This is a genomic window from Bradyrhizobium sp. USDA3516, from assembly GCF_057651995.1.
The window spans coordinates 887,990-908,130 of the sequence record NZ_JBYGYN010000002.1; the positions used below are offsets into that span (position 1 = coordinate 887,990).

The 20,141-nt window shown below is 65.2% G+C and carries 20 protein-coding genes; 11 read left to right on the forward strand and 9 right to left on the reverse strand.

The annotated features are described in order from the left end of the window. Positions 1-432: 432 nt before the first annotated feature. Positions 433-786, forward strand: a complete 354-nt coding sequence (locus AC24YW_RS10065; RefSeq protein WP_487482559.1) for a hypothetical protein — start codon at positions 433-435, stop codon at positions 784-786. A 31-nt stretch (positions 787-817) separates the two neighbouring features. On the opposite strand, the gene AC24YW_RS10070 is transcribed toward AC24YW_RS10065, so the two are convergent. The 9 genes from AC24YW_RS10070 to AC24YW_RS10110 all read right to left on the reverse strand — a co-directional run bounded on the left by AC24YW_RS10070 (position 818) and on the right by AC24YW_RS10110 (position 9,591). Next, positions 818-3,067 (reverse strand): TonB-dependent siderophore receptor, encoded by a 2,250-nt coding sequence (locus tag AC24YW_RS10070; protein ID WP_487482560.1) that lies wholly within the window; start codon positions 3,065-3,067, stop codon positions 818-820. Between the two features lie 185 nt (positions 3,068-3,252). Then, positions 3,253-4,080: a helix-turn-helix transcriptional regulator gene (locus AC24YW_RS10075; RefSeq protein WP_487482561.1), complete on the reverse strand. Its 828-nt coding sequence runs from the start codon at positions 4,078-4,080 to the stop codon at positions 3,253-3,255. A gap of 164 nt (positions 4,081-4,244) precedes the next feature. Next, positions 4,245-4,958, reverse strand: a complete 714-nt coding sequence (locus AC24YW_RS10080) for an ABC transporter ATP-binding protein (protein WP_487482562.1) — start codon at positions 4,956-4,958, stop codon at positions 4,245-4,247. Beyond that, positions 4,951-5,718: an ABC transporter ATP-binding protein gene (locus tag AC24YW_RS10085; protein ID WP_487482563.1), complete on the reverse strand. Its 768-nt coding sequence runs from the start codon at positions 5,716-5,718 to the stop codon at positions 4,951-4,953. Before AC24YW_RS10085 ends, AC24YW_RS10080 begins: the two co-directional genes overlap by 8 nt. After that, complete coding sequence (locus AC24YW_RS10090) at positions 5,711-6,655, reverse strand: branched-chain amino acid ABC transporter permease (RefSeq protein WP_487482564.1); 945 nt, start codon at positions 6,653-6,655, stop codon at positions 5,711-5,713. The genes AC24YW_RS10085 and AC24YW_RS10090 overlap by 8 nt, the downstream gene beginning before the upstream one ends. Positions 6,656-6,668: 13 nt before the next feature. Further along, complete coding sequence (locus tag AC24YW_RS10095; protein WP_487482565.1) at positions 6,669-7,586, reverse strand: branched-chain amino acid ABC transporter permease; 918 nt, start codon at positions 7,584-7,586, stop codon at positions 6,669-6,671. 305 nt (positions 7,587-7,891) lie between these two features. Beyond that, positions 7,892-8,107: a hypothetical protein gene (locus tag AC24YW_RS10100; RefSeq protein ID WP_487482566.1), complete on the reverse strand. Its 216-nt coding sequence runs from the start codon at positions 8,105-8,107 to the stop codon at positions 7,892-7,894. Position 8,108: 1 nt separating this feature from the next. Further along, complete coding sequence (locus AC24YW_RS10105; RefSeq protein WP_487482567.1) at positions 8,109-8,768, reverse strand: acyl-homoserine-lactone synthase; 660 nt, start codon at positions 8,766-8,768, stop codon at positions 8,109-8,111. An 85-nt stretch (positions 8,769-8,853) separates the two neighbouring features. Beyond that, entirely contained in the window at positions 8,854-9,591 is a 738-nt protein-coding gene (locus AC24YW_RS10110; RefSeq protein WP_487482568.1) for a helix-turn-helix transcriptional regulator, read from the reverse strand. Between the two features lie 167 nt (positions 9,592-9,758). Here AC24YW_RS10110 and AC24YW_RS10115 point away from each other — a divergent pair, with 167 nt between their 5' ends. The 10 genes from AC24YW_RS10115 to AC24YW_RS10160 all read left to right on the forward strand — a co-directional run bounded on the left by AC24YW_RS10115 (position 9,759) and on the right by AC24YW_RS10160 (position 19,979). Further along, complete coding sequence (locus tag AC24YW_RS10115; RefSeq protein ID WP_036001797.1) at positions 9,759-9,935, forward strand: hypothetical protein; 177 nt, start codon at positions 9,759-9,761, stop codon at positions 9,933-9,935. A gap of 408 nt (positions 9,936-10,343) precedes the next feature. Continuing rightward, positions 10,344-11,282: a LysR family transcriptional regulator gene (locus AC24YW_RS10120; protein WP_487482569.1), complete on the forward strand. Its 939-nt coding sequence runs from the start codon at positions 10,344-10,346 to the stop codon at positions 11,280-11,282. Between the two features lie 132 nt (positions 11,283-11,414). Further along, a complete protein-coding gene (locus AC24YW_RS10125) occupies positions 11,415-12,290 on the forward strand; it encodes a shikimate dehydrogenase (protein ID WP_487482570.1) in 876 nt (291 codons plus the stop codon). Positions 12,291-12,346: 56 nt separating this feature from the next. Further along, the gene (locus AC24YW_RS10130; protein ID WP_487482571.1) at positions 12,347-13,477 is read left to right on the forward strand and encodes an ABC transporter substrate-binding protein; all 1,131 of its coding nucleotides are present in this window, start codon (positions 12,347-12,349) and stop codon (positions 13,475-13,477) included. A gap of 227 nt (positions 13,478-13,704) precedes the next feature. Further along, positions 13,705-14,580 carry a branched-chain amino acid ABC transporter permease gene (locus tag AC24YW_RS10135; protein WP_487482572.1) on the forward strand — a complete coding sequence of 292 codons (876 nt, stop codon included), beginning with the start codon at positions 13,705-13,707 and terminating at the stop codon, positions 14,578-14,580. After that, entirely contained in the window at positions 14,577-15,575 is a 999-nt protein-coding gene (locus AC24YW_RS10140; RefSeq protein ID WP_487482573.1) for a branched-chain amino acid ABC transporter permease, read from the forward strand. Before AC24YW_RS10135 ends, AC24YW_RS10140 begins: the two co-directional genes overlap by 4 nt. After that, positions 15,572-16,315, forward strand: a complete 744-nt coding sequence (locus AC24YW_RS10145) for an ABC transporter ATP-binding protein (protein ID WP_487482574.1) — start codon at positions 15,572-15,574, stop codon at positions 16,313-16,315. The genes AC24YW_RS10140 and AC24YW_RS10145 overlap by 4 nt, the downstream gene beginning before the upstream one ends. Positions 16,316-16,318: 3 nt before the next feature. Further along, entirely contained in the window at positions 16,319-17,056 is a 738-nt protein-coding gene (locus AC24YW_RS10150) for an ABC transporter ATP-binding protein (protein ID WP_036020339.1), read from the forward strand. Continuing rightward, positions 17,053-18,111: a Gfo/Idh/MocA family protein gene (locus AC24YW_RS10155; protein ID WP_487482575.1), complete on the forward strand. Its 1,059-nt coding sequence runs from the start codon at positions 17,053-17,055 to the stop codon at positions 18,109-18,111. The genes AC24YW_RS10150 and AC24YW_RS10155 overlap by 4 nt, the downstream gene beginning before the upstream one ends. After that, positions 18,108-19,979 carry a bifunctional sugar phosphate isomerase/epimerase/4-hydroxyphenylpyruvate dioxygenase family protein gene (locus AC24YW_RS10160; RefSeq protein WP_487482576.1) on the forward strand — a complete coding sequence of 624 codons (1,872 nt, stop codon included), beginning with the start codon at positions 18,108-18,110 and terminating at the stop codon, positions 19,977-19,979. Before AC24YW_RS10155 ends, AC24YW_RS10160 begins: the two co-directional genes overlap by 4 nt. Positions 19,980-20,141: the final 162 nt, after the last annotated feature.

Below are 20,141 nucleotides of genomic sequence, written 5' to 3' on the forward strand. Positions count from 1 at the left end.
CTGCATTTTGAGCAGATCAGGATCGGCGGATCGTCTTGGCGGTCGGAACTCATACAATAACCGGGACTGAGGCGGCCCGCACGTTACTACCGCGCGGCGCGCGCTTCATCTCGGGACAACTACCGGCCTCTATCGGAATCCGGCCCGGGCCGGTCGGCGCGTCGCTTCACGGCGGCGTGAGGCGACTTCTTCCGGACTGTTACGACGACATCGCGCCGCCCCCGCACGAAGCCATTTTCCTCACCCGGCGAAAAACGCCGGAAAGGCAGGCGGTCTAGGATTGTTTTCGATGATCAACAACGGAGTTCGGTCATGTGGGGTCAACTTTTCAGCCTGATCTACCGCCTGTCCTGCCGCACCACCCTGATGGAAATCGGCGCGCATCGCTTCGCCCGCTGAGTCCATGCGAATTAGGTAAGATCGATTGACCAGATGACGGGGATGACCATGCGCAAGCTGATCCTGATCGCCGCGCTGTCGCTGCTCGCAAGCCAGGCCAATGCCGGAGGCTCGCGGAGCCTCAGCCTGGCGGCGGCCGATCCGAAGCAACCGGCCACCGAGCAGCCGGCCGCGGCGGCCGCCGTGTCGCCGCCGGCGACGCAAGCGTCACCGGCAAACGTCCAGACGCCGACCGCACCCGCCGCAACGACACCGAGCGCCGCAGCTCCGGTGCAATCAAGCACCACGCCGGCAAAGACGAGCGAAACGTCAAAGCCGAAACGCCGCCAGCCGTCCGTGGAAGCCCGCGTGATCCGCGAGCTGCACCGCCACGGGATCTATTGGTGATCGTCCGGCGACGTCCGCCCGGCAGCTCCGCTCACCAGCGATAGCCGAGCGTCGCAATGACGGTCAGCGGCGCGCCCCGATAGCAGTAACCGACCTGACACGTCGTGTAGTGCACGTTGAACAGGTTCCTGGCGTTGACCTGGAACTGAAGCCCTTTCAGCTCCTTCGCCGCCTGGCCGAAATCGTATTTCAGCGCCGCGTCGACCAGGGTCACCGAGCTGTTCTTGAACGTGTTCAGATCATCGCCATAGCTCCAGGACATGTAGCGCGCGCCGGCACCGACGCTCAGGCCAGCGAAGGGGCCAGCCAGCGGCAGGGCGTAATTGCCCCACAGCGTCACGGTGTGCGGAGGATTGCCCGACGGAAACTTGCCGACCAGCGCGCTGTCGCCGGCCTGCTTGGTGACCATGTCGAGATAAGTGTAGGACGAGGTGACGTCGAAACCATTGCCGAGGCTTGCAAGCCCCTGCAATTCGAAGCCGCGGCTTTGGATCTCGCCGCGCTGGACCGTCATACCCGTGCCCGTCGTCACCAGGCCGCCATCCTGCGTCAGGTCGAACACGGCAGCGGTGATGAAGCTCTGTGTCCCTGGTGGCTGATACTTCACGCCGACCTCGGTCTGCTTGCCGGTGGTCGGCTTGAAGAAGGCACCGGATGGATCGACGCCGAGGTTGGGAAAAAACGACGTCGAATAGGCGACGTAGGGCGCCACGCCGGAGTCGAACACGTAGGTCAGGCCCGCCCGCCCGCTATAGGCCTGATCGGACTGGGACTGTCTCGTCAGCGCGAACCGGTCCTCACCGGTGGTGCGGACCCAGTCGCTGCGGCCGCTCAGCGTCAGGATCCAGTGGTCGAGCCTGGCCTGGTCCTGAATGTAGACGCCGGACTGGGTTTGCCGCTGCGCCGTGGACGAGGAGATCGCGGGATCCGGAATGGATTCCGGCGCATAGACCGGCGCAGCCAGATTGAGAGCGGACACGCCGAAGCCGAACCCCTGCTTGTCGGTGAACTTCGACGAGGTGTAGTCGGTGCCGACCAGAAGCGTGTGCTGCACCGGGCCGGTGGCGAGCTTCGCCTCCACCTGGTTGTCCATGATGGCCGATTGCAGCGTGTCGTGGACGTAGCCGGTATAACGCGACACGACGTTGCCGACGGGAGCACCGAGAAAGCCGACATAGCGCGTGACCGCGTCGAGATCGACGTAGCGGAATTTCTGGCGGACGGTCACGGCGTTGTCGAACGCGTGCTCGAACAGGTAGCCGACACGCCCCTGCTCCTGATCGAGCGAATTGTAGGACGGGCTGCCCGTGAAGATGTCCGTTGTGGTGCCGACCTCCGTCGAATAGGTGAACATCGAGCCCGGCGTCTTCGATTTCTGATAGGCGCCGAGAAGCGTGAGGGTTGTCGATTGGTCCGGTCTCCAGGTGATGGCGGGAGCGACATAGGTGCGATTGTCCGTGCCGCCCGGCACGAACACGTCGGCGTCTCGCACCACGCCGGTCAGCCGATAGGAGAATTGGCCGTTGGGATCGATCGGCCCCGAAAAATCGAAATTGCCCTGAACGCGATCGCGGTCGCCGAACAGCGTCTGCACCTCGTGGAAAGGCTGGCTGGTCGGCAGCTTGCTTTGCAGATCGACCAGTCCGCCTGGCGAGCCGAGGCCGTAAAGCGCCGAGCTCGGGCCGCGGACCACGGTGATGCTGTCGACCCCGTAGGGCTCCGTCTTGAACACGCCAAGGCCAGCGCCGACGAGACGCAGGCCGTCGAGATAGATGCCGTTATAGGTGATGTCGAAGCCGCGGATCGAGATGGCATCGAAGCGCGGATCGTAGCCTGAGGCATCGATGCGCACGCCCGGTTCATAGCCGACTGCCTGCGTCAGCGTTTGCACGGCGCGATCGTTGAGCTCCTTGCGCGTCACGACCGAGATCGACTGCGGCGTCTCCAACAGGGGCGTGTTCGTCTTGGTGCCCGCGGAGCTGCTGCTGGCAACGTAGCTGTTCTCGCTCGACATCGTGGCGCGACCGCCACCTGCCTCGCGCGCATCCCGGCTTGCGGCTTGCCTGGAGGCGGCATTGCGTTGCGCCGCGACACGGCCGCGCTGCGACGGTGAAGTGCGCTGGGCAGACGCGGCGCGCGGGCGCACCTGATTCGGCGCCTCCACCGTGACGGGCGGCAATGTCGCGGCCGTCGATCCCGAATTGGCCCCGGAGACCTGTGCAAGGGTGGGTGTTGCCTGCAAAACCACGCCCAGACCGGCCGCACCCAGACCGGCCTTCATCAACCGTTCCCAACCGAACGTTTGCCCGTCGCCACGCCTCATCGTCTTCCCCAAGCTCCGTCTTTGGACCACCCGGGAGTAATCAGATCGGGGCGCACGCCGCCTTTGCGACCGCGCAAATCGCCTTTGATTCCACGTGGAGGCTTTCAAGACTGCGGCGTGAGGCAGCGCATCGCCTGCTGCCGTTACTGGCAGCGACTGGGCGAATGACCAAAGCGCCTGCGAAAGGCCGTCGCGAAGTTCGCCGGATGGGTATAGCCGACCCGATAGGCGGCCTCGGTGACCGACAGGCGCTGGTGAATCAGAAGGGCTCGTGCAGTCTCGAGCCGGCGCGCCCTCAGATAGTCGATGGCGCTCTCGCCATAGGCGATCTGGAATTTCTGATTGAAGGATCGCCGGCTCAGGCCTGCGTTCCGCGCCAGCTCGTCGATGCTCCAGGGATAGCCAAGGTCGGCGTCCATCCGCTCCTTGACCGATTGCAGCCGCATGCGCTGGAGATCTGTTGCCGGATCAACCGCGATCCGGCCGCACTCGCCGAACAAGGCATGGACGACGATCTCGGCGGCATGCGCCGACATCAGCAATCGCGCCGCGTTTCCGGCGACCGGCGGCGAGAACATTTCCGCCGCGACGGCCCGCGCCCGCGCCGATGCGGCCAGCGAGAGGATGACCGCGCCAGATCCTTCCTCCTTGAACAGCGCCCGAAACGCGGCGCCGAGTCCGAGCTGATCAATGGAAGGTCGGGGCAATGCGAGGCCGATGGCGTTCCGCATCGCGTGTTTCACGGCGAGGCGCTCGCGCACCGCGATCACGCCCATCCGCCTCTCGCCGATTGAGCGCGTCAGAGTGCCGCGGCCAGTATCGGCTTCATCGAACGTCACGGAGATGAACAGACCCGGCGCTGCAGGCCCCTCGGCGTCGGCTCGAAACTCACCTTTGACGACCACGCAGCCCGGATAGTCCAGCCATTGGGCTGCCCCTCGCTGTGCGGAACCGACGTCGTCCTCAGGCAACCCGACAATTTGCTCGTAAAAGTCCCGCATCGAATCCACAACGCCGCGTCTTCTTTGACGGCTGACGGCGGCGCGCTCAAGAGCTCAGCGCGCAATTTGGAGGATTTCGAAATTGGATTTGCTCGAAGAGAACTTGCGTCGCGGTGGCGAAGGCAACGAACGCGTCAGATTCCCAGATATTTGTGCTGCAGGTCCGGCGCGGCCATCAGCTCATCGGAGGTGCCGCTCCACACCGTCTTGCCGCGCTCGATGATGTAGTGGCGATCGCAGATGCGGGCGAGATGGTCGACGTTCTTGTCGACGACCAGGATCGACTGCCCGCGGCTCTTGAGCAGCGACAGGCAATTCCAGATCTCCTCGCGGATCAGCGGCGCGAGACCTTCGGTCGCCTCGTCCAGGATCAGGAGTTTTGGATTCGTCATCAGCGCGCGGCCGATCGCGAGCATCTGTTGCTCGCCGCCGGAAAGCTGGTTGCCCATGTTGGACGCGCGCTCGGCAAGGCGCGGAAACATCACGTAGATCGCAGCGAGCGTCCAGGGATTGTCGCTGCCAAAGCGATCGGCCGCGGCTGCGACCAGGTTTTCGCGCACGGTGAGATTCGGGAAGATCTGGCGGCCCTCCGGAACGAGACCGACGCCGAGCTTGGCAATTCTGTAGGACGGGAGCTGCCGCACCTCCGCGCCCGCGAAGCGAATGGTGCCTGCGCGCGCCGGCGTCAGGCCCATGATGGAGCGGATGGTGGTGGTCTTGCCCATGCCGTTGCGGCCCATCAGCGAGACCATCTCGCCCGGCTTGATCGACAGCGACAGGCCGAACAGCACCTGGGACAGGCCGTAACAGGTCTCGATGCCGTCGACCTCGAGCAGCGTGTCAGCCATGATGCGTCACCACGTGCTGATCGCCGAGATAGGCGCGCTTGACGTCCTCGTTGGCGCGGATCGCGGCCGGATCGCCGGAGGCGATGACGCGGCCATAGACCAGCACCGTGATGCGGTCGGCCAGCGCGAACACCGCCGGCATGTCGTGCTCGACCAGCACGATCGAGACCTCTTTGCGCAGCTCCTGGAGCAGCTTCACCATGCGCTGGGATTCGGTGACCCCTAAGCCCGCCATCGGCTCGTCCAGCAGCAGCAGTTTCGGCTTGCTCGCGAGCGCGACCGCGAGCTCGAGCTCGCGACGCTCGCCATGGCTGAGCCTGGACACCACGACGTCGGCACGGTGACCGAGGCCAACGCGGTCGAGCGCGGCGTGGGCGGCATCGCGCAAGCCCTTCTCCTTCCGCGCGTTGGCGAAGAAGCGGAACGAGGTGCCGGCATGGGCCTGCGCGGCCAGTGCGACATTGTCCGCGGCGGTGAAGTCGAGCAGCAGCGAGGTGATCTGGAACGAACGCGCCAGGCCCAGCGCACAGCGGCGATAGGCCGGCAAGTCGGTGATGTCGCGGCCCGCCAGCGAGACGCGGCCGGAATGCGGCGCGAGATGCCCGGTGAGCTGGCTGATCAGCGTGGTCTTGCCGGCGCCGTTCGGGCCGATGATGGCGTGCAGCTCGCCGGACGCGACGTCGAGCGAGACGTTGTCGGTGGCGATGATGCCGCCGAAGCGGCGCACCAGCTTTTCGACGCGGAGCAAGGGTTCAGCCACGTCCGGCCCTCCCGAGCGCACCCATGATGCCGCCGCGGCCGAACAGCACGATGAGCAGCAGCAGCGGGCCGAGGATCAGCGCCCAATATTCGGTGATCTGCGACAGGAACTCCTCCAGCAGCAGAAACACCACCGCACCCATGACCGGGCCGAACAGCGTGCCCATGCCGCCCAAGATCACCATCACCATGAGGTCGCCGGAACGGGTCCAGTACATCACGGCCGGGCTGACGAAATCGGTGTTGTTGGCGAGCAGCGCGCCGGCAAGGCCGCACATCGTGCCCGATATGACGAAGCAGACCAGTTGGTAGCGCTTGGCCGGGAAGCCGATGGCCTGCATGCGCTGCTCGTTGGAACGCAGGCCCTGCACAACAAGACCGAAGCGCGAATTGACGATGCGCCAGATCAGGAGCATGACGCCAAAAAGGCAGGCGAGGCAGAGATAGTAGAACTGCGTGCGGTTGCCGAGATCGATCAGGCCCGAGAAGTCGCTGCGCTTGTAGATGGTGAGGCCGTCATCGCCGCCGTAGCGGGCCAGCCCCGAGGCGACGTAGTAGGCCATCTGGGCGAAGGCCAGCGTGATCATGATGAAGTAGACGCCACGGGTGCGCAGCGACAGCGCGCCGATCACCAGCGCATAGATCGCCGACGCCGCGACCGCGACCGGAAACTGGATGAAGCCGGACCCAACGCCTTCCTGCGCGAGCATGCCGACGGCATAGCCGCCGATGCCGAGATAGGCGGCATGGCCAAAGCTCATCAGGCCCGCAAATCCCATGATGAGGTTGAGGCTCGCCGCCGCCAGCGCCAGGATGATGATGCGGGTGAACAGCGTCAGGATGAAGATGTTGCCGGTCAGCTGCGAATAGAGCGGCAGCAGCACGAGGCCCGCCAGCATCAGGGCCGTGACGGCCTTGCTCACACTCAGACTCTTCATCGACGCAAGCTCTTCATCGGCGATTGGCCGGAAACAGCCCCTCCGGCCGCACCACCAGCACGATCGCCATCAGAAGATAGATCAGCATGGAGGACAGCGCGGGTGCGGCGGTGGATGCGGCGGCGCCGCTCAGCACCTGGCGGAGCAGGTTCGGCAGGAAGGCGCGGCCGAGCGTGTCGATCATGCCGACGAAGATCGCTGCGAGGAAAGCGCCGCGGATCGAGCCGATGCCGCCGATCACGATGATGACGAAAGCGAGGATCAGGATGTTCTCGCCCATGCCGATCTGCACGGTGAGGATCGGCGCCTGCATCAGCCCGGCAAGGCCCGCGAGCGCGGCGCCCAGACCGAACACGAGCGTGTAGAGCAACTTGATGTTGATGCCGAGCGCGCCGATCATCTCGCGGTTGGATGCGCCGGCGCGGATCAGCATGCCGATGCGGGTGCGCATCACGCCGAGATAGAGCAACAGCGCGACCAGCAGCGCCACCGCGATGATGGCGAGGCGATAGGCGGGATAATGAATGCCGGGAAGGATAGGCACCGGCACGGTGAGCCAGGCCGGCAGCGGCAGCGCCAGGCCCGCAGGGCCCCAGATCAGCCGCACGGCTTCATTGAAGAACAGGATCAGGCCGAAGGTCGCGAGCACGTGGTCGAGATGGTCACGGCCATAGAGATGCCGCAGCGCCGTCACCTCCAGCACGATGCCGAGCACGAGCGTGGCCCCGAGCGCCATCAGCGCTCCGAGCACGAAGCTGCCGGTCCAGGCCGCGAAGGTCGCGGCGAAATAGGCGCCCATCATATAGAGCGAGCCGTGCGCGAGGTTGACGAGATCCATGATCCCGAACACCAGCGTCAGGCCCGCGGCGAGCAGGAACAGCAGCAGACCGAACTGCAGCCCATTCAAGAATTGTTCGACGACGAGCAGCATCAAGACTCTTTCAGGCGCGCGCAGCGTCGCGCCGATGTTCGAACACAGTCGCCATCAGTGAAAGAGCTCCCCCTGCCTCTTCAAGGCCGAAAAATGGGTAATGGCAGTATCGTTCCGAGGCAAGAGCGATTCGACACCAGACATGCACTTTGTTGCATCTCGGCCCATGCGGCCGAGACGCGCATCGCAATGCAAAAAGGCTGCCGCGCGGCATGAGGCAACCTGCCGCAGCCAGCCGACAATCACCCTCCCCCCGGTGTCACGGGGAGAGGGTGCGATCGTCGTAAAATCGAGCAGGGCTGCGCCTAGTGCGACGTCATCTGCTGGGGAAGGTCATCGGGTTCGGCGAGCACGTTGGCCGTCGAGGCCTCCAGCGCCGCCATCCGAAACAGATAGGCGAGCGTCGCCAATCCGGCGTCCTCCGCCATCTGCGCCAACTCGAGCGCCATGTCGGACATGTAGCCGAGATTCTCGTCCCTGGTCTGCGCCATGATCTGGCTGTCCCGCATCACGTTCGACATCTCAGGCGCTCTTTCGTTGCGCGGCGACATGGCCGCAGAGGTTGGCACGGGCGACGCAGTCGATCCGGGGACCGTCATGCTGGACGATGCTCGCCATCCCGATCCGGCCGCGCACGACGTCGAGCGACTCCCGGCGCACCTCGATGGTTGCCGCCATGGTCCAGGAATTCTCCACCAGCGCCGGCAACCCCAGCGGCGCCACGACGAATCCGATGTCCTGGAACCGCGGCAACCACCAGGTCTCCATGACGAGGCAGAGCCGCTCGATGCCCTGATCGAGACAGAACTCCTGCGCGGCCGCCATCAATTGCAGATTGAACGCGCCGTCGCGGCGCTCGCGCGTGACGAAGAAGCGCGACCACTCCCAGACCAGCGGGTCCGCAGGGCAACCGCGCACCGCGGCGAGATGCGGGAAAACCTCGCTCATCATCGTCGGCCGGGTGGTCGGATACAGGCGGGAGCCGCCGAGCACCCGGCGGCTTTCGAGAGCCAGCAGGTAGACCGCGTCCTCGTTGTCGTAGCTGTCGACCTCGCGGCCATCGGGCTTGCGAAGCGCCTCCCATTTCCGCTCTTCGACGAAAATCTCGTGACGAATCCGGAAATGCTGCTCGAGAACGTCCTCGTATAGGTGTCGATTGGCGCTAGAAATCACATGAATCATGAGGTCCCCCATGGCTTGCAATGAGGAAAGCCTCAGCGAAAAAGGCAAAACCGACTATTGGGAAATTTCCCAGTAGGCGGATATTTCAGGGAGAGATGATTCTGTTGCGGATCGCGATGGCGACCGCATGCGTCCGGTTGACGGCGCCGAGCTTGCGCGCAGCAGTTGCAAGATGCTCTTCGGCGGTGCGCTGCGTGATGTGCAGGATCTCGCCGATTTCCCAGGCCGACTTCCCCTGCGAAGCCCAGGCGATCACCTCGCGCTCGCGCGGGGTCAGACGCGTGGACGGATGCGGCACCGGCTCGAGCAGACGGCGGATGTGATCGAAGCCGTACATCCCGATCAGGTGCAGCGCCGGCTTGCTGCGCGCATTGAGATCGAGGTGGACGCCGGCGAGCGAGACGCCGGCCTCATAGCCAGTCAGGCCATGGATCGGCACGACGAAGCCGCGCGACATGCGAAAATCGGCTGCGCGCCGCATCACCTCGACCGCACCGGGCTCCAGCTCCGGATCGTAGGGCGCTTCGGACCATTCGAAAGGATTCACCGTCTGCCGGCATTTGCGGATTACTGGATCGACCCGGTCGTAGCTCTTTTCGGTGTAGAGGCTGAACCACTCCGCAGGCCACTTCTTGGCAAGCACCATCTGGGAAAAGCGCTGCTCGGGATTCGGCAAGCCCGTCACGATGATATGTTCGAAACCGTAGCGACGGAACGCAGTTGCGAGCGCGTCCATGGCATCCGGAACCTTGGTATAGGCTCCGAGCCCTTCGATGAAATCGAGCGCCTCCCGGCCATAATCAACGGCGTCTGCGGCCGACATCGGTAAGTTTCCTGACCCTCGCTCTTCCCGTATAGCACGTATTTGGGCGCTGCCTCAATTCGCTGTGGCCGTAGTTTCCCGGTGCTCATCCGCTCCGAAGATTTAACTACTTGTGGCAGAATTGACGCCACGATACACCTGAGAGCATCCGAAGCGGGAAGCCAACGATGGAAGACGAGGACATCGCCCTCAACAGCGTGCTCGGCCTGGAATTGAACCGCGTGTTTTTTGCCGTTCGCGAAACGGCGAACAAGCAGAAGATCATCGAGTTTGCGCGCGAGGTGCTGCAGAGCGAGCGCGCGGAGCTGGCCGAGAGCGTGTCGCCGGAAGGACCGGCGAGCTAGAACGCCGTTGCAACAGACGACGCCGGAGCAACCGATCGCGCTGAAGGACGGCGCCCTTCCATCTGACCGCGGATTTTAGTCGAAACACTCTGACCGGGAAATTACTCCGTCATTGTCAGCAACGCCTGCTGAGCCCTTACCCTCCCCTGGAGGGGGAGGGTCGGCTCATTTTGAGCGAAGCGAAATATGAGATGGGGTGGGGTGACGGTCTCTCCACCTCCAACAGTGCCCGAGTGGAGAGATCACCCCACCCCGCTCGCGCTGCGCGCGATCGACCCTCCCCCTCCAGGGGAGGGTAAGAGAAAGTGCCGCCTCCACATCCACACACTTGCCGCTGGATGACCTCGCATCTCTCGTGAGATGATCGCCGCCGCGATCTCTTGTAGATGCCGGGGACATTTCAAGGCCATGATGACGCTGCGCCAGGTCGAAGTGATCCGCGCCGTGATGGTGACGGGCACCATCGGCGGTGCGGCGAAGCTGCTCAACGTCTCGGCGCCGGGGATCAGCCGCCTCGTCAAATACACCGAGCGCTCGCTCGGCATCCGCTTCTTCCAGCGCCAGAACGGGCGCTACTTCCCGACGCCGGAGGCCGAGAACATCTTCGAGCAGATCAACGGCGTCTACAAGAAGGTCGACGACCTCTCCGAGATCATCTCCAAGATCGGCCGCGGCGGCCTCTCGGAATTGCGCATCGGCTCGGTGCCGAGCATCTCGCAGGTGATGGTGCCGCGCGCGATCGAGCGCGTCCGCCGCCGCTATCCCGATCTCGGCATCGACATCAACATCCTCAAGCTCGAGGAAGCAATCGACTATTTGATGCTCGGCCGCGGCGAGTGCGTGGCGATGAGCTATCGGCTCGAGCATTCCGGGCTCGACTTCATGCCGCTCGCCTCGGGCGAGCTCTATTGCATCGTTCCGCCCGGCCACGAGCTCTCCGGCCGCAAGCAGGTCTCCGCCGCCGAGATCACGCGCTATCCGCTGATCGGCATCGATCCCAACGACCCTTATGGCCGGATCATGGCCGAGATCTTCGCGCGCCATCGGCTCGACTACAACATCACCATCCGCGCGCGCTTCGGCACCACGGTCTGCGCATTGGTGAAGGCGGGACTCGGCATCGCCATCATCGACCAGTTCACCGTCGCCCATGGCGGCTATCCCGGGATCGAGCTTCTGAAGATCGCCGAGCCGACGCGGTTCGACACCTACGTCGCGGTCAAGCGCGGCACGCCGCTGTCACTGCATGCCGAGTACTTCATCGAGGCCCTGCGCACCGAGATGCGCGCGGTCGAGCCATCCCGCGGCAGTGGCAAGACCGCGCCGGCACGCGGGCGGAAGAAATAACATAATGTTAGGTTTGCCAGATAAAAGGGTAATTGTGTTAGGCGGGGGAAAGACTATCGTCGCGGCTGGAACTGCACGGATTTCCCCGCTAATGGCCGGGGCCGGACGCTCCCTTGGAGACGATCGCGAACCATGTCGAAACGCGGATACGCCGCCAGCAAGAAGCTCCTCACCGGCCTGATCGGCGCTCCGATCGCGCATTCCGCCTCGCCCGCCATGCATGAGCGCGCCGCCGAGGCGCTCGGCCTGCGCGGCCATTACCAGCTCATCGAGGTCGCCGGCGCCGATGCGGCCGGGCTGCGCATGATGCTCGAGGGCGTCCGGCGGCTCGGCTTTGCCGGCGTCAATGTCACCTACCCCTACAAGGAAGCGGTGGTGCCGCTGCTGGACGCGCTGGCGCCGGGCGCAGCCAGCATGGGCGCGGTCAACACCGTCGTGGTCAGGGATGGCCGGTTGACCGGCCACAATACCGACACCACGGGCTTCGCGCGGGCGGTGACGCCGTTGCTGGCGCCCTCCGGTAACGCCGTCGCCCTGATCGGCGCCGGCGGCGTCGGCAAGGCCATCGCGTTTGCGCTGGCGAGCCTGGAGGTGGCCGACATCCGCATTTTCGACAGCGAGCCGGCGCGCGCCGAGAAACTGGCCGCCTTGCTCGCCCCGCGCGGCGCCCGCGCTGCCGCCAGCATCGAGGATGCGCTCGACGGCGCGACCGGTCTCGTCAACGGCACGCCGGTCGGCATGCTGCCGAACCGCGACACGGCGGTGCCGGCGGGCCTGCTCAGGGCGGACCTATGGGTCGCCGACGCCGTCTATTCGCCGCTGATCACGCCGCTGCTGAGCGCAGCGCGAGAGAAAGGCGCCAGGATCATGACCGGCCGCGACCTCGCGATCTACCAGGCCGCCGACGCCTTCGAATTGTTCACAGGCCTTGCCCCATCCACCGAGATCATGGGAGAGGCTTTCGACGCCGTGATGGCGGCGCGCAGCGCCGCCTATCAGGTAGCTTGAGGCGAAGCGGCCGGATACAAGGCCGCTTGCAACATTTGAAACGGGAGGAGAGGACGATGAAATCAACGCTAGTGGTGGGCGCATTGCTCACCGTCATGACCGCAACGGGCGCCCTTGGCCAGGCCATCAAGCTCGCCAACGTCGCGGAGCTCTCGGGCGGCGGCGCCACCGTCGGCACGAACTGGAAGAACGGCATCGACCTCGCGATCGAGGAGATCAACGCCAAGGGCGGCGTGCTCGGCCGCAAGCTGGAAGTGACCCACGCCGACTCGCAATCCAACCCCGGCGTGGCGCGCGCCCAGGTGCAGAAGGCGCTCGACGCCGAGCCTTATGTGCTGCTCGGGCCCGGCTATTCCGGCTCGGTGAAGGTGACCGCGCCGCTCGCGGCCGAAGCCGGCATCGCGCAGATCATGGGCGGCGAAGCCGCCGAGCTGACGCAAGGCGGCAACAAGTTCCTGTTCCGCACCTCCTTCGGCCAGCAATCCTCGATGCCGAAGGTCGCAAAATACATCCACGACGAGATGAAGGCGAAGACCGTCGCGGTGGTCTGGGTCAACAACGACTTCGGCCGCGGCGGCCGCGACGTGATGATCAAGGAGCTCGACCGGCTCGGCTCCAAGGTCGTCGCCGATCTCTCCACCGAAGCGGGCCAGGCCGACTTCGCCGCCGACGTCGGCAAGATCAAGGCCGCCAATCCCGACGCCGTGTTCGTCTACCTGAATGAAGAAGAGAGCGCGCGCATCCTGAAGGAGCTGAAGCGCCAGGGCGTCACCGCGCCCCTGATGGGCGAGACCACGCTGATCGGCCAGAAGGTGATCGAGCTCGCCGGCGATGCCGCCAACGGCGCGCGCGGCCATGTCGGCCTCACCACCGACGCGCCGGTCGATCTGGTCAAGGCGTTCCGCGAGAAGTTCTCCAAGAAGTACAATTACGTCCCCGACCATAATGGCCTGAAAGGCTACCTCGCCGTCTACATGGTGAAGGCCACCACCGAGAAGATGGGCAAGGTCGACCCGAAGAAGTTCGCCGACACGCTGCACGGCCTCACCATCAAGGCCGCGGACGAGCCGGGCATCCTGATGGACGTCACCTTCAGCGACACCGGCGACATCGACCGCCAGAGCTTCCTGGTCGAGGTGGTCGAAGGCAAGCAGGTGGTGAAGCAGGTGCTGCCGAAGGTGAAGTGAGGTTTTTCGCCTTTCCTCTCCCTCTCCCCGTTCTTACGGGGAGAGGGTTGGGGTGAGGGGCTGCATCCGCAATGGCGGTGACAGTTGAATTCGCGGAGAGAGCCCCTCACCATAGCCGATGCTCCGCATCGGCGTTCTTAGGAACGGCGGCCGCAGGCCGCCTATGCCTCTGCCCGCAAGTGCGGGGCGGGGGAGACGAGAGAGCGGGCGAAGGACACGAGGGGACCATGTCCAACCTATTCGATCTACTGGTCGCGGGACTCGCCACCGGCGCCATCTATGCGCTGGTTGCGGTCGGCTTCACGTTGCTGTGGCAGACCTCGCAGACCATCAATTTCGCGCAAGGCGAGTTCGTGATGCTGCCGGCGTTCCTGATGCTGGCGGCGATGCATGTCGGCGCGCCATTCTGGCTCGCGATCATCCTCGGCATCCTGTTGTCGATCATCCTGCTCGGCCTCGCCTTCAAGCTGCTGCTGGTGGATCCGATGATGCGCCATGGCGTGCTGCCGCTGGCGATCGCGACCATGGCACTGGCCATCGGCATCAAGGAATCCGTCAAGCAGTTCTACAGCGCGGAAGCTTCGCCGTTTCCTTCGATCGTCCCGACCGGCGACGTCTCCATTCTCGGCCATGCCGTGTCGCTGCAAAGCATCGGCGTGCTCACCGTTGCCATCCTCGCCGTTCTCGGCCTGACCACGCTGCTGAACCGCACCTCGCTCGGCCACCAGATGCAGGCGGCGGCGCAGAACCCCACGGTGGCGCGCATCATCGGCGTGCCGGTCGAGCGCATGATCCTGCTGACCTTCCTGATCAACGCCTTCCTGGTCGCGCTCGCTTCGCTGCTGATCACGCCGATCTATCTCGCAAAGTTCTCGTCCGGCGAGGTGCTCGGCCAGGCCGCCTTCATCGCCGCGATCGTCGGCGGCTTCAACCAGGTGCGCGGCGCGATCGCCGGCGGCCTCTTGATCGGCGTGCTCGACAATCTCGCGGCGGCCTATGTCTCGACGCAGTATCGCGCCGCCGTGCCGATGCTGTTCCTGATCGGCGTCATCCTGTTCCGGCCCCAGGGCTTGCTCGGCCGTGCCGAGGAGCGCACCGTATGAGCGGCTTCGCCAAACCCCTGAAGATCGCGCTCGGCCTTGCCATCGTCGCCGCGCTGATCGTCGTCCCCATGAACTTCAACCGCTACGGCCTGTTCATCCTGAGCCAATGGGCGGTGATGAGCATCGCGGCGATGGGGCTCAATCTCACGCTCGGCTATGCCGGCCAGGTCTCGCTGGCGCAAGGCGCCTTCGTCGGCATCGGCGCCTATGCGGCCGCGATCATGACCACGCATGGCTGGCCGCTGCCGGCGGCGATCCTGGTGGCGATCGTCTCGAGCTTTGCGATCGGCTGGGTGCTCGGCTATCCGGCACTGCGCGTGCAGCACCATTACCTCGCCTTCGTCACCCTCGCCTTTTCCACCCTCGCCTTCCTGGTGTTCCGCAACGAAAGCTGGCTCACCGGCGGCATCTACGGCATCTCCAACATCCCGCGTCCGCACATCTTCGGCATCGCGACCAACAAGCCGCTGCCGTTCTACTATGTCTGCCTCGGATCGCTCGCGATCGTGTCGCTGGCGGTGTGGTGGCTGATCCGCTCGCCGTGGGGCCGTGCCTTCATGGCGCTGCGCGAAAACCCGCTGCGCGCGCAATCGCTCGGCATCGACACGCGGCGCTACACGCTGATGGCGTTCGCGATCGGCTCGGCGCTCGGCGGTGTCGCCGGCGCGCTCTACGCGCCGCTGACGCAATATATCGATCCGGTGCCGTTCAACCTGTCGCTCTCCCTCGACCTCCTGCTGATGGTGATCGTCGGCGGGGCCGGCTTCTATTTCGGTCCGTTCCTGGGGGCGATGATCGCGGTGCTGCTACCGGAATGGCTGCGCTTCACGGAAGGCTATTATCTGATGCTGTACGCGGTCGCCGTGATGCTGCTGCTGATCTGGTCGCCGACCGGCATTCTCGGAATCCTCGATCGCTATCTCGCCGAACGCCGCACCAAGGCGGCGTCCGCGCTGCGCGCCGTCGCAAAGTCGCGCCTGGAGACGGCGCAATGAGTGCGGTCCTCGAAGTCACCGACATCAAGAAGAGCTTTGGCGGCATCCACGCCGTCAACGGGGTCTCGTTCGACGTACGCGAGGGCGAGATCCTCGGCCTGATCGGGCCGAACGGCTGCGGCAAGTCCACGCTGTTCAACTGCATCCTCGGCCAGCTCACGCCGACCGGCGGCGAAGTGAAGCTCGACGGACAGGTCGTCACGGGCCTGCGCCCCTCCGAGCTCAACAAGCTCGGGGTCAGCCGCACCTTCCAGCTGTTGCAGGTGTTCCCGAAGCTTTCGGTGCGCGAGAACCTGATCCTCGCCGGACAGGAGCACCAGGGCAACATGGCCTCGCGCCTGATCGGCCGCTCCGATGCCGGGCTGACGGAGGCTGCAAACCAGATGATCGGCTTCTTCAAGCTCGACCATCTCGCCGACGAGCCGGCCGGTGGTCTGTCCTACGGCCAGCAAAAGCTGCTCGATGCCGCCATGGCGTTCATGGGCGGCCCGCGCCTCGTGCTACTCGACGAACCTGCCGGCGGCGTCAACCCGTCGATGCTGGCGGACCTCAAGGAGCGCCTGGTCGCCATCAACCGCGAGAAGAACGCCACCTTCGTCGTGATCGAGCACAACATGGAGTTCGTGATGTCGCTGTGCTCGCGCGTGATGGTGATGGCGGAAGGCAAGGTGCTGGCGATGGGCCGGCCCGACGAGGTGCGCAAGGACCCCGCCGTGATCGAAGCGTATTTGGGACATTAGACCATGAGCGACCCGATCCTCTCGGTCCACAATCTGGTCGGCGGCTACGGCAAGATGACGATCTTGAACGGCACGACGTTTGCCGTGCCTTCAGCCACGATCACGACGATCATCGGCCCGAACGGCGCCGGCAAGTCGACGGTGTTCAAGGCCATCTTCGGCCTGCTCAAGCTGCGCGAGGGCAAGATCAGCTTTGCCGGGCGCGACGTCACCAATCTGAGCCAGCGCGCGCTGCTCAATGCCGGCATCTGCTATGTGCCCCAGGGCCGCAACATCTTCCCGGAGCTGTCGGTGCGCCACAATATCGAGCTCGGCGGCGTCGCCGCCGACAAGGGCCTCGACCTGCCCAAACGGATCGAAGCGGCTCTCGACCTGTTCCCGGCGCTGCGGCGCAAGTCCGCGCAGCAGGCCTCGACGTTGTCCGGCGGCGAGCAGAAGCAGCTCGAGATCGCCCGCTCGCTGCTGCTCGAGCCGAAGCTGGTGCTGGTCGACGAGCCCTCGATCGGCCTGTCGCCGCTGATGGTGCAGCAGACCTTCGACATCCTCAAGAGCTTGCGCGACCGCGGCGTCACCATCCTGATGATCGAGCAGAACGCACGCTCGGCGCTGGAGATCTCCGACATCGGCATCGTGCTGGAGCTTGGCCAGACCCGCATGGTCGACGACGCCAGGCGCATTTTGAATGACCCGCGCATCGGGCAGCTCTTCCTCGGCGGCGCCATGGAGGAGAGTGCGGCATGAGCGCGAAAATGCGGATTGCCGTGGCCGGCGCCGGCCTGATCGGCCGCCGCCATATCGAGGTGATCGGGTCCTCGCAGGATTGCGTGCTCGCCGGCATCGCCGACCCCTCGCCTGCCGCGAAGGACTATGCGCTTGCGCATGGCGTGCCCTGCTATGCGGACCATCGCGCCCTGCTGGCAGAAGAGAAGCCCGACGGCCTCATCATTGCCTCGCCCAACACGCTGCACTTGCCGATGGCGCTCGACTGCACTGAGGCCGGCGTGCCGGCTTTGATCGAGAAGCCGGTAACCGAGACGGTCGCGACCGCGCAGCGCCTGTGCGCGGCGGTGAGACGCACCGGCGTGCCTATGCTGGTCGGCCACCACCGCCGGCATAATCCGATCATCAAGTCGGCCCGCGAGGCCGTGACGAACGGAAGGCTCGGCCAGCTCACGGCCGTGATCGGACTGTGGCTGCTCAAGAAGCCCGACGATTATTTCGAGGTCGCCTGGCGGCGCGAAGCGGGCGGCGGGCCGCTGCTCCTCAATCTCATCCACGACATCGACAATCTCCGCTTCATCTGCGGCGAGATCGTCGAGGTGCAGGCGCTGACCTCGAACAAGGTGCGCGGCTTCGTGGTCGAGGACACCGCCGCGCTGCTGCTGCGCTTTGCGAGCGGCGCGCTGGGCACGGTGACCGTGTCGGATGCGACGCCGGCGCCGTGGAGCTGGGAGCTCTCCTCGGGCGAGAACCGGGATTATCCCAAACAGGACCAGCCCTGCTACATCTTCGCAGGGACCGCGGGTTCGCTCGCCGTGCCGAACATGGAGCTGTGGTCATACGCGCAGCAGCCCGGCTGGTACGCGCCGCTGTCGCGCGCGACCATCGCGCCGCCCGCGTTCGATCCGCTGGTCGAGCAGCTCCGGCATTTCTGCGCCATGATCGCCGGCCGCGAACAGCCGCTGATCTCGGTCGAGGACGCGACGGCAACGCTCGCCGTCGTCGAAGCCGTCAGCGAGGCCGCGCGCACGGGGCAAACGATCTCGCCGGGGCAGATCATGGAGCAGGCCGCATGAACAAGCGCTCGATCGCCACCGTCTCCCTCTCAGGCAGCCTCGATGAAAAACTCCGCGCCATCGCCGCCGCGGGCTTCGATGCGGTCGAGATCTTCGAGAACGATCTGCTGTCGTTCGGTGCCGGCCCGCGCGACATCGCGAAGATGTGCGCGGATCTCAATCTCGAGATCTGCGCGTTCCAGCCGTTCCGAGATTTCGAAGGCATGCCGGAGCCGCAGCGCGCGCGCAACTTCGCCCGCGCGATGCGCAAGTTCGACCTGATGCAGGAGCTCGGCACCGATCTGTTGCTGATCTGCTCCAACGTCTCGCCTGCCTCGCTCGGCGGCATCGATCGCGCGGCTGATGATTTTCGCGAGCTTGGCGAGCGCGCAGCGAAGCGGGGCTTGCGCGTCGGCTATGAGGCGCTGGCCTGGGGCCGCCACGTCAACGATTATCGCGACGCCTGGGAGATCGTGCGACGCGCCGATCATCCCGCGATCGGCGTCATCCTCGACAGCTTCCACGCGCTGGCGCCTGGCTTTCCGACCCGCGCCATGGCCTCGATCCCCGGCGACAAGATCTTTCTGGTGCAGCTCGCCGACGCACCGAGGCTCGAACTGGACATCCTGTCCTGGAGCCGGCACTTCCGCTCCTTCCCCGGCCAGGGCGACCTGCCGGTCGGCGAGTTCATGGCGGCGGTCGCGGCGACCGGCTATGCCGGGCCGCTGTCGCTGGAGATCTTCAACGACCAGTTCCGCGCCGGCTCGGCCGCGCAGACCGCGGTCGACGGCCTGCGCTCGCTGATCCTGCTGGAGGACCAGCTCGCACCGGACTGGCCGAATTTCGCCGGCAAGGCCCTGGCCCCGCAGGCGAGGAGCCGCGGCACCGGCTTCATCGAGTTTGCCGTCAACGAGAGCAAGGCCGGCGAGCTTGCCCGCCTGTTCTCGCAGCTCGGCTTCCGCAAGAGCGGCCAGCACCGCAGCAAGGCGGTGGAACGCTGGTCGCAGGGCAAGGTCGAGCTCGTCGTCAATTGCGAGACCGACGGCTTCGCGCATTCGCATTATGTCACCCACGGGCCGGGCGTCTGCGCCATCGCGCTCGACGTCGACGATGCCGGCCGTGCCATGCAGCGCGCCGAGACGCTGAAGGCGCGCACCTTCTACCAGCCGGTCGGGCCGGGCGAACTCGAGATCCCCGCGATCCACGGCGTCGGCGGCAGCCTGCTCTATTTTCTCGACCAGGCCGGCAAGAACTGGGACACCGATTTCGAGCCTGTCGCGAGCGATGCCAGCGCCGATGCGCTGCTCGCGGTCGACCACATCGCGCAGTCGATGCCCTATGACGAGATGCTGTCCTGGCTGTTGTTCTACACCGGCATTCTCGACCTGAACCGCCTGCCGCAGATGGAAATCGCCGACCCCAGGGGCCTCGTGCAGAGCCAGGCCGTCATCAACGCCGACCAGAGCCTGCGCTTCGTCCTCAACGGCTCCTCCGCCAACCGCACCCTGCCGGCGCGCTTCATCTCGGAGTTCTTCGGCTCGGGCGTGCAACACGTCGCCTTCGCGTGTCAGGATATTTTTGCGACCGTCGCCGCGATGCGCCGGCGCGGCGCGGGCTTCCTGGACATCCCCGACAATTACTACGACGACATCGAAGCCAAATACGATCTTGCGCCCGAACTGATGGCGCAGCTGCGCGCCAACCACATCCTCTACGACCGCGAAGGCGACGGCGAGTTCTTCCAGGTCTACACCCACATCTTCGATGAGCGCTTCTTCTTCGAGATCGTCGAGCGCCGGAATTATCAGGGTTTTGGTGCGGCCAATGCCGGCATCAGGCTCGCAGCGCAAGCGCGCGAGGTGCGCCCGGCAACGATGCCGAGGGTGTAAGGCTCTTCCTGCCCTCTCCCCTTGTGGGCCTGTTGCGTAATTCGCCATTTGTGATTCCCTAGGGCAAAGCCTTGGAGGGTAGCGATGGCAGTGAAGCAGACGGGGCAGCCGAGTTTTATTGAGGGGTGGCTGCCGAAGGGAGCCGGGGCCAACGCGGCGCTG

What these genes read in the sequence shown, in the direction of transcription:
- AC24YW_RS10135 (WP_487482572.1), top strand. Translation starts at nt 13,705, where the DNA reads ATGTCCAACCTATTCGATCTACTGGTCGCGGGACTCGCCACCGGCGCC.
- AC24YW_RS10105 (WP_487482567.1), bottom strand. Translation starts at nt 8,768, where the DNA reads ATGATTCATGTGATTTCTAGCGCCAATCGACACCTATACGAGGACGTT.
- AC24YW_RS10070 (WP_487482560.1), bottom strand. Translation starts at nt 3,067, where the DNA reads ATGAAGGCCGGTCTGGGTGCGGCCGGTCTGGGCGTGGTTTTGCAGGCA.
- AC24YW_RS10140 (WP_487482573.1), top strand. Translation starts at nt 14,577, where the DNA reads ATGAGCGGCTTCGCCAAACCCCTGAAGATCGCGCTCGGCCTTGCCATC.
- AC24YW_RS10090 (WP_487482564.1), bottom strand. Translation starts at nt 6,655, where the DNA reads ATGAAGAGTCTGAGTGTGAGCAAGGCCGTCACGGCCCTGATGCTGGCG.
- AC24YW_RS10080 (WP_487482562.1), bottom strand. Translation starts at nt 4,958, where the DNA reads ATGGCTGACACGCTGCTCGAGGTCGACGGCATCGAGACCTGTTACGGC.
- AC24YW_RS10145 (WP_487482574.1), top strand. Translation starts at nt 15,572, where the DNA reads ATGAGTGCGGTCCTCGAAGTCACCGACATCAAGAAGAGCTTTGGCGGC.
- AC24YW_RS10120 (WP_487482569.1), top strand. Translation starts at nt 10,344, where the DNA reads ATGATGACGCTGCGCCAGGTCGAAGTGATCCGCGCCGTGATGGTGACG.
- AC24YW_RS10155 (WP_487482575.1), top strand. Translation starts at nt 17,053, where the DNA reads ATGAGCGCGAAAATGCGGATTGCCGTGGCCGGCGCCGGCCTGATCGGC.
- AC24YW_RS10110 (WP_487482568.1), bottom strand. Translation starts at nt 9,591, where the DNA reads ATGTCGGCCGCAGACGCCGTTGATTATGGCCGGGAGGCGCTCGATTTC.
- AC24YW_RS10065 (WP_487482559.1), top strand. Translation starts at nt 433, where the DNA reads ATGACGGGGATGACCATGCGCAAGCTGATCCTGATCGCCGCGCTGTCG.
- AC24YW_RS10125 (WP_487482570.1), top strand. Translation starts at nt 11,415, where the DNA reads ATGTCGAAACGCGGATACGCCGCCAGCAAGAAGCTCCTCACCGGCCTG.
- AC24YW_RS10100 (WP_487482566.1), bottom strand. Translation starts at nt 8,107, where the DNA reads ATGTCGAACGTGATGCGGGACAGCCAGATCATGGCGCAGACCAGGGAC.
- AC24YW_RS10160 (WP_487482576.1), top strand. Translation starts at nt 18,108, where the DNA reads ATGAACAAGCGCTCGATCGCCACCGTCTCCCTCTCAGGCAGCCTCGAT.
- AC24YW_RS10150 (WP_036020339.1), top strand. Translation starts at nt 16,319, where the DNA reads ATGAGCGACCCGATCCTCTCGGTCCACAATCTGGTCGGCGGCTACGGC.
- AC24YW_RS10115 (WP_036001797.1), top strand. Translation starts at nt 9,759, where the DNA reads ATGGAAGACGAGGACATCGCCCTCAACAGCGTGCTCGGCCTGGAATTG.
- AC24YW_RS10130 (WP_487482571.1), top strand. Translation starts at nt 12,347, where the DNA reads ATGAAATCAACGCTAGTGGTGGGCGCATTGCTCACCGTCATGACCGCA.
- AC24YW_RS10095 (WP_487482565.1), bottom strand. Translation starts at nt 7,586, where the DNA reads ATGCTGCTCGTCGTCGAACAATTCTTGAATGGGCTGCAGTTCGGTCTG.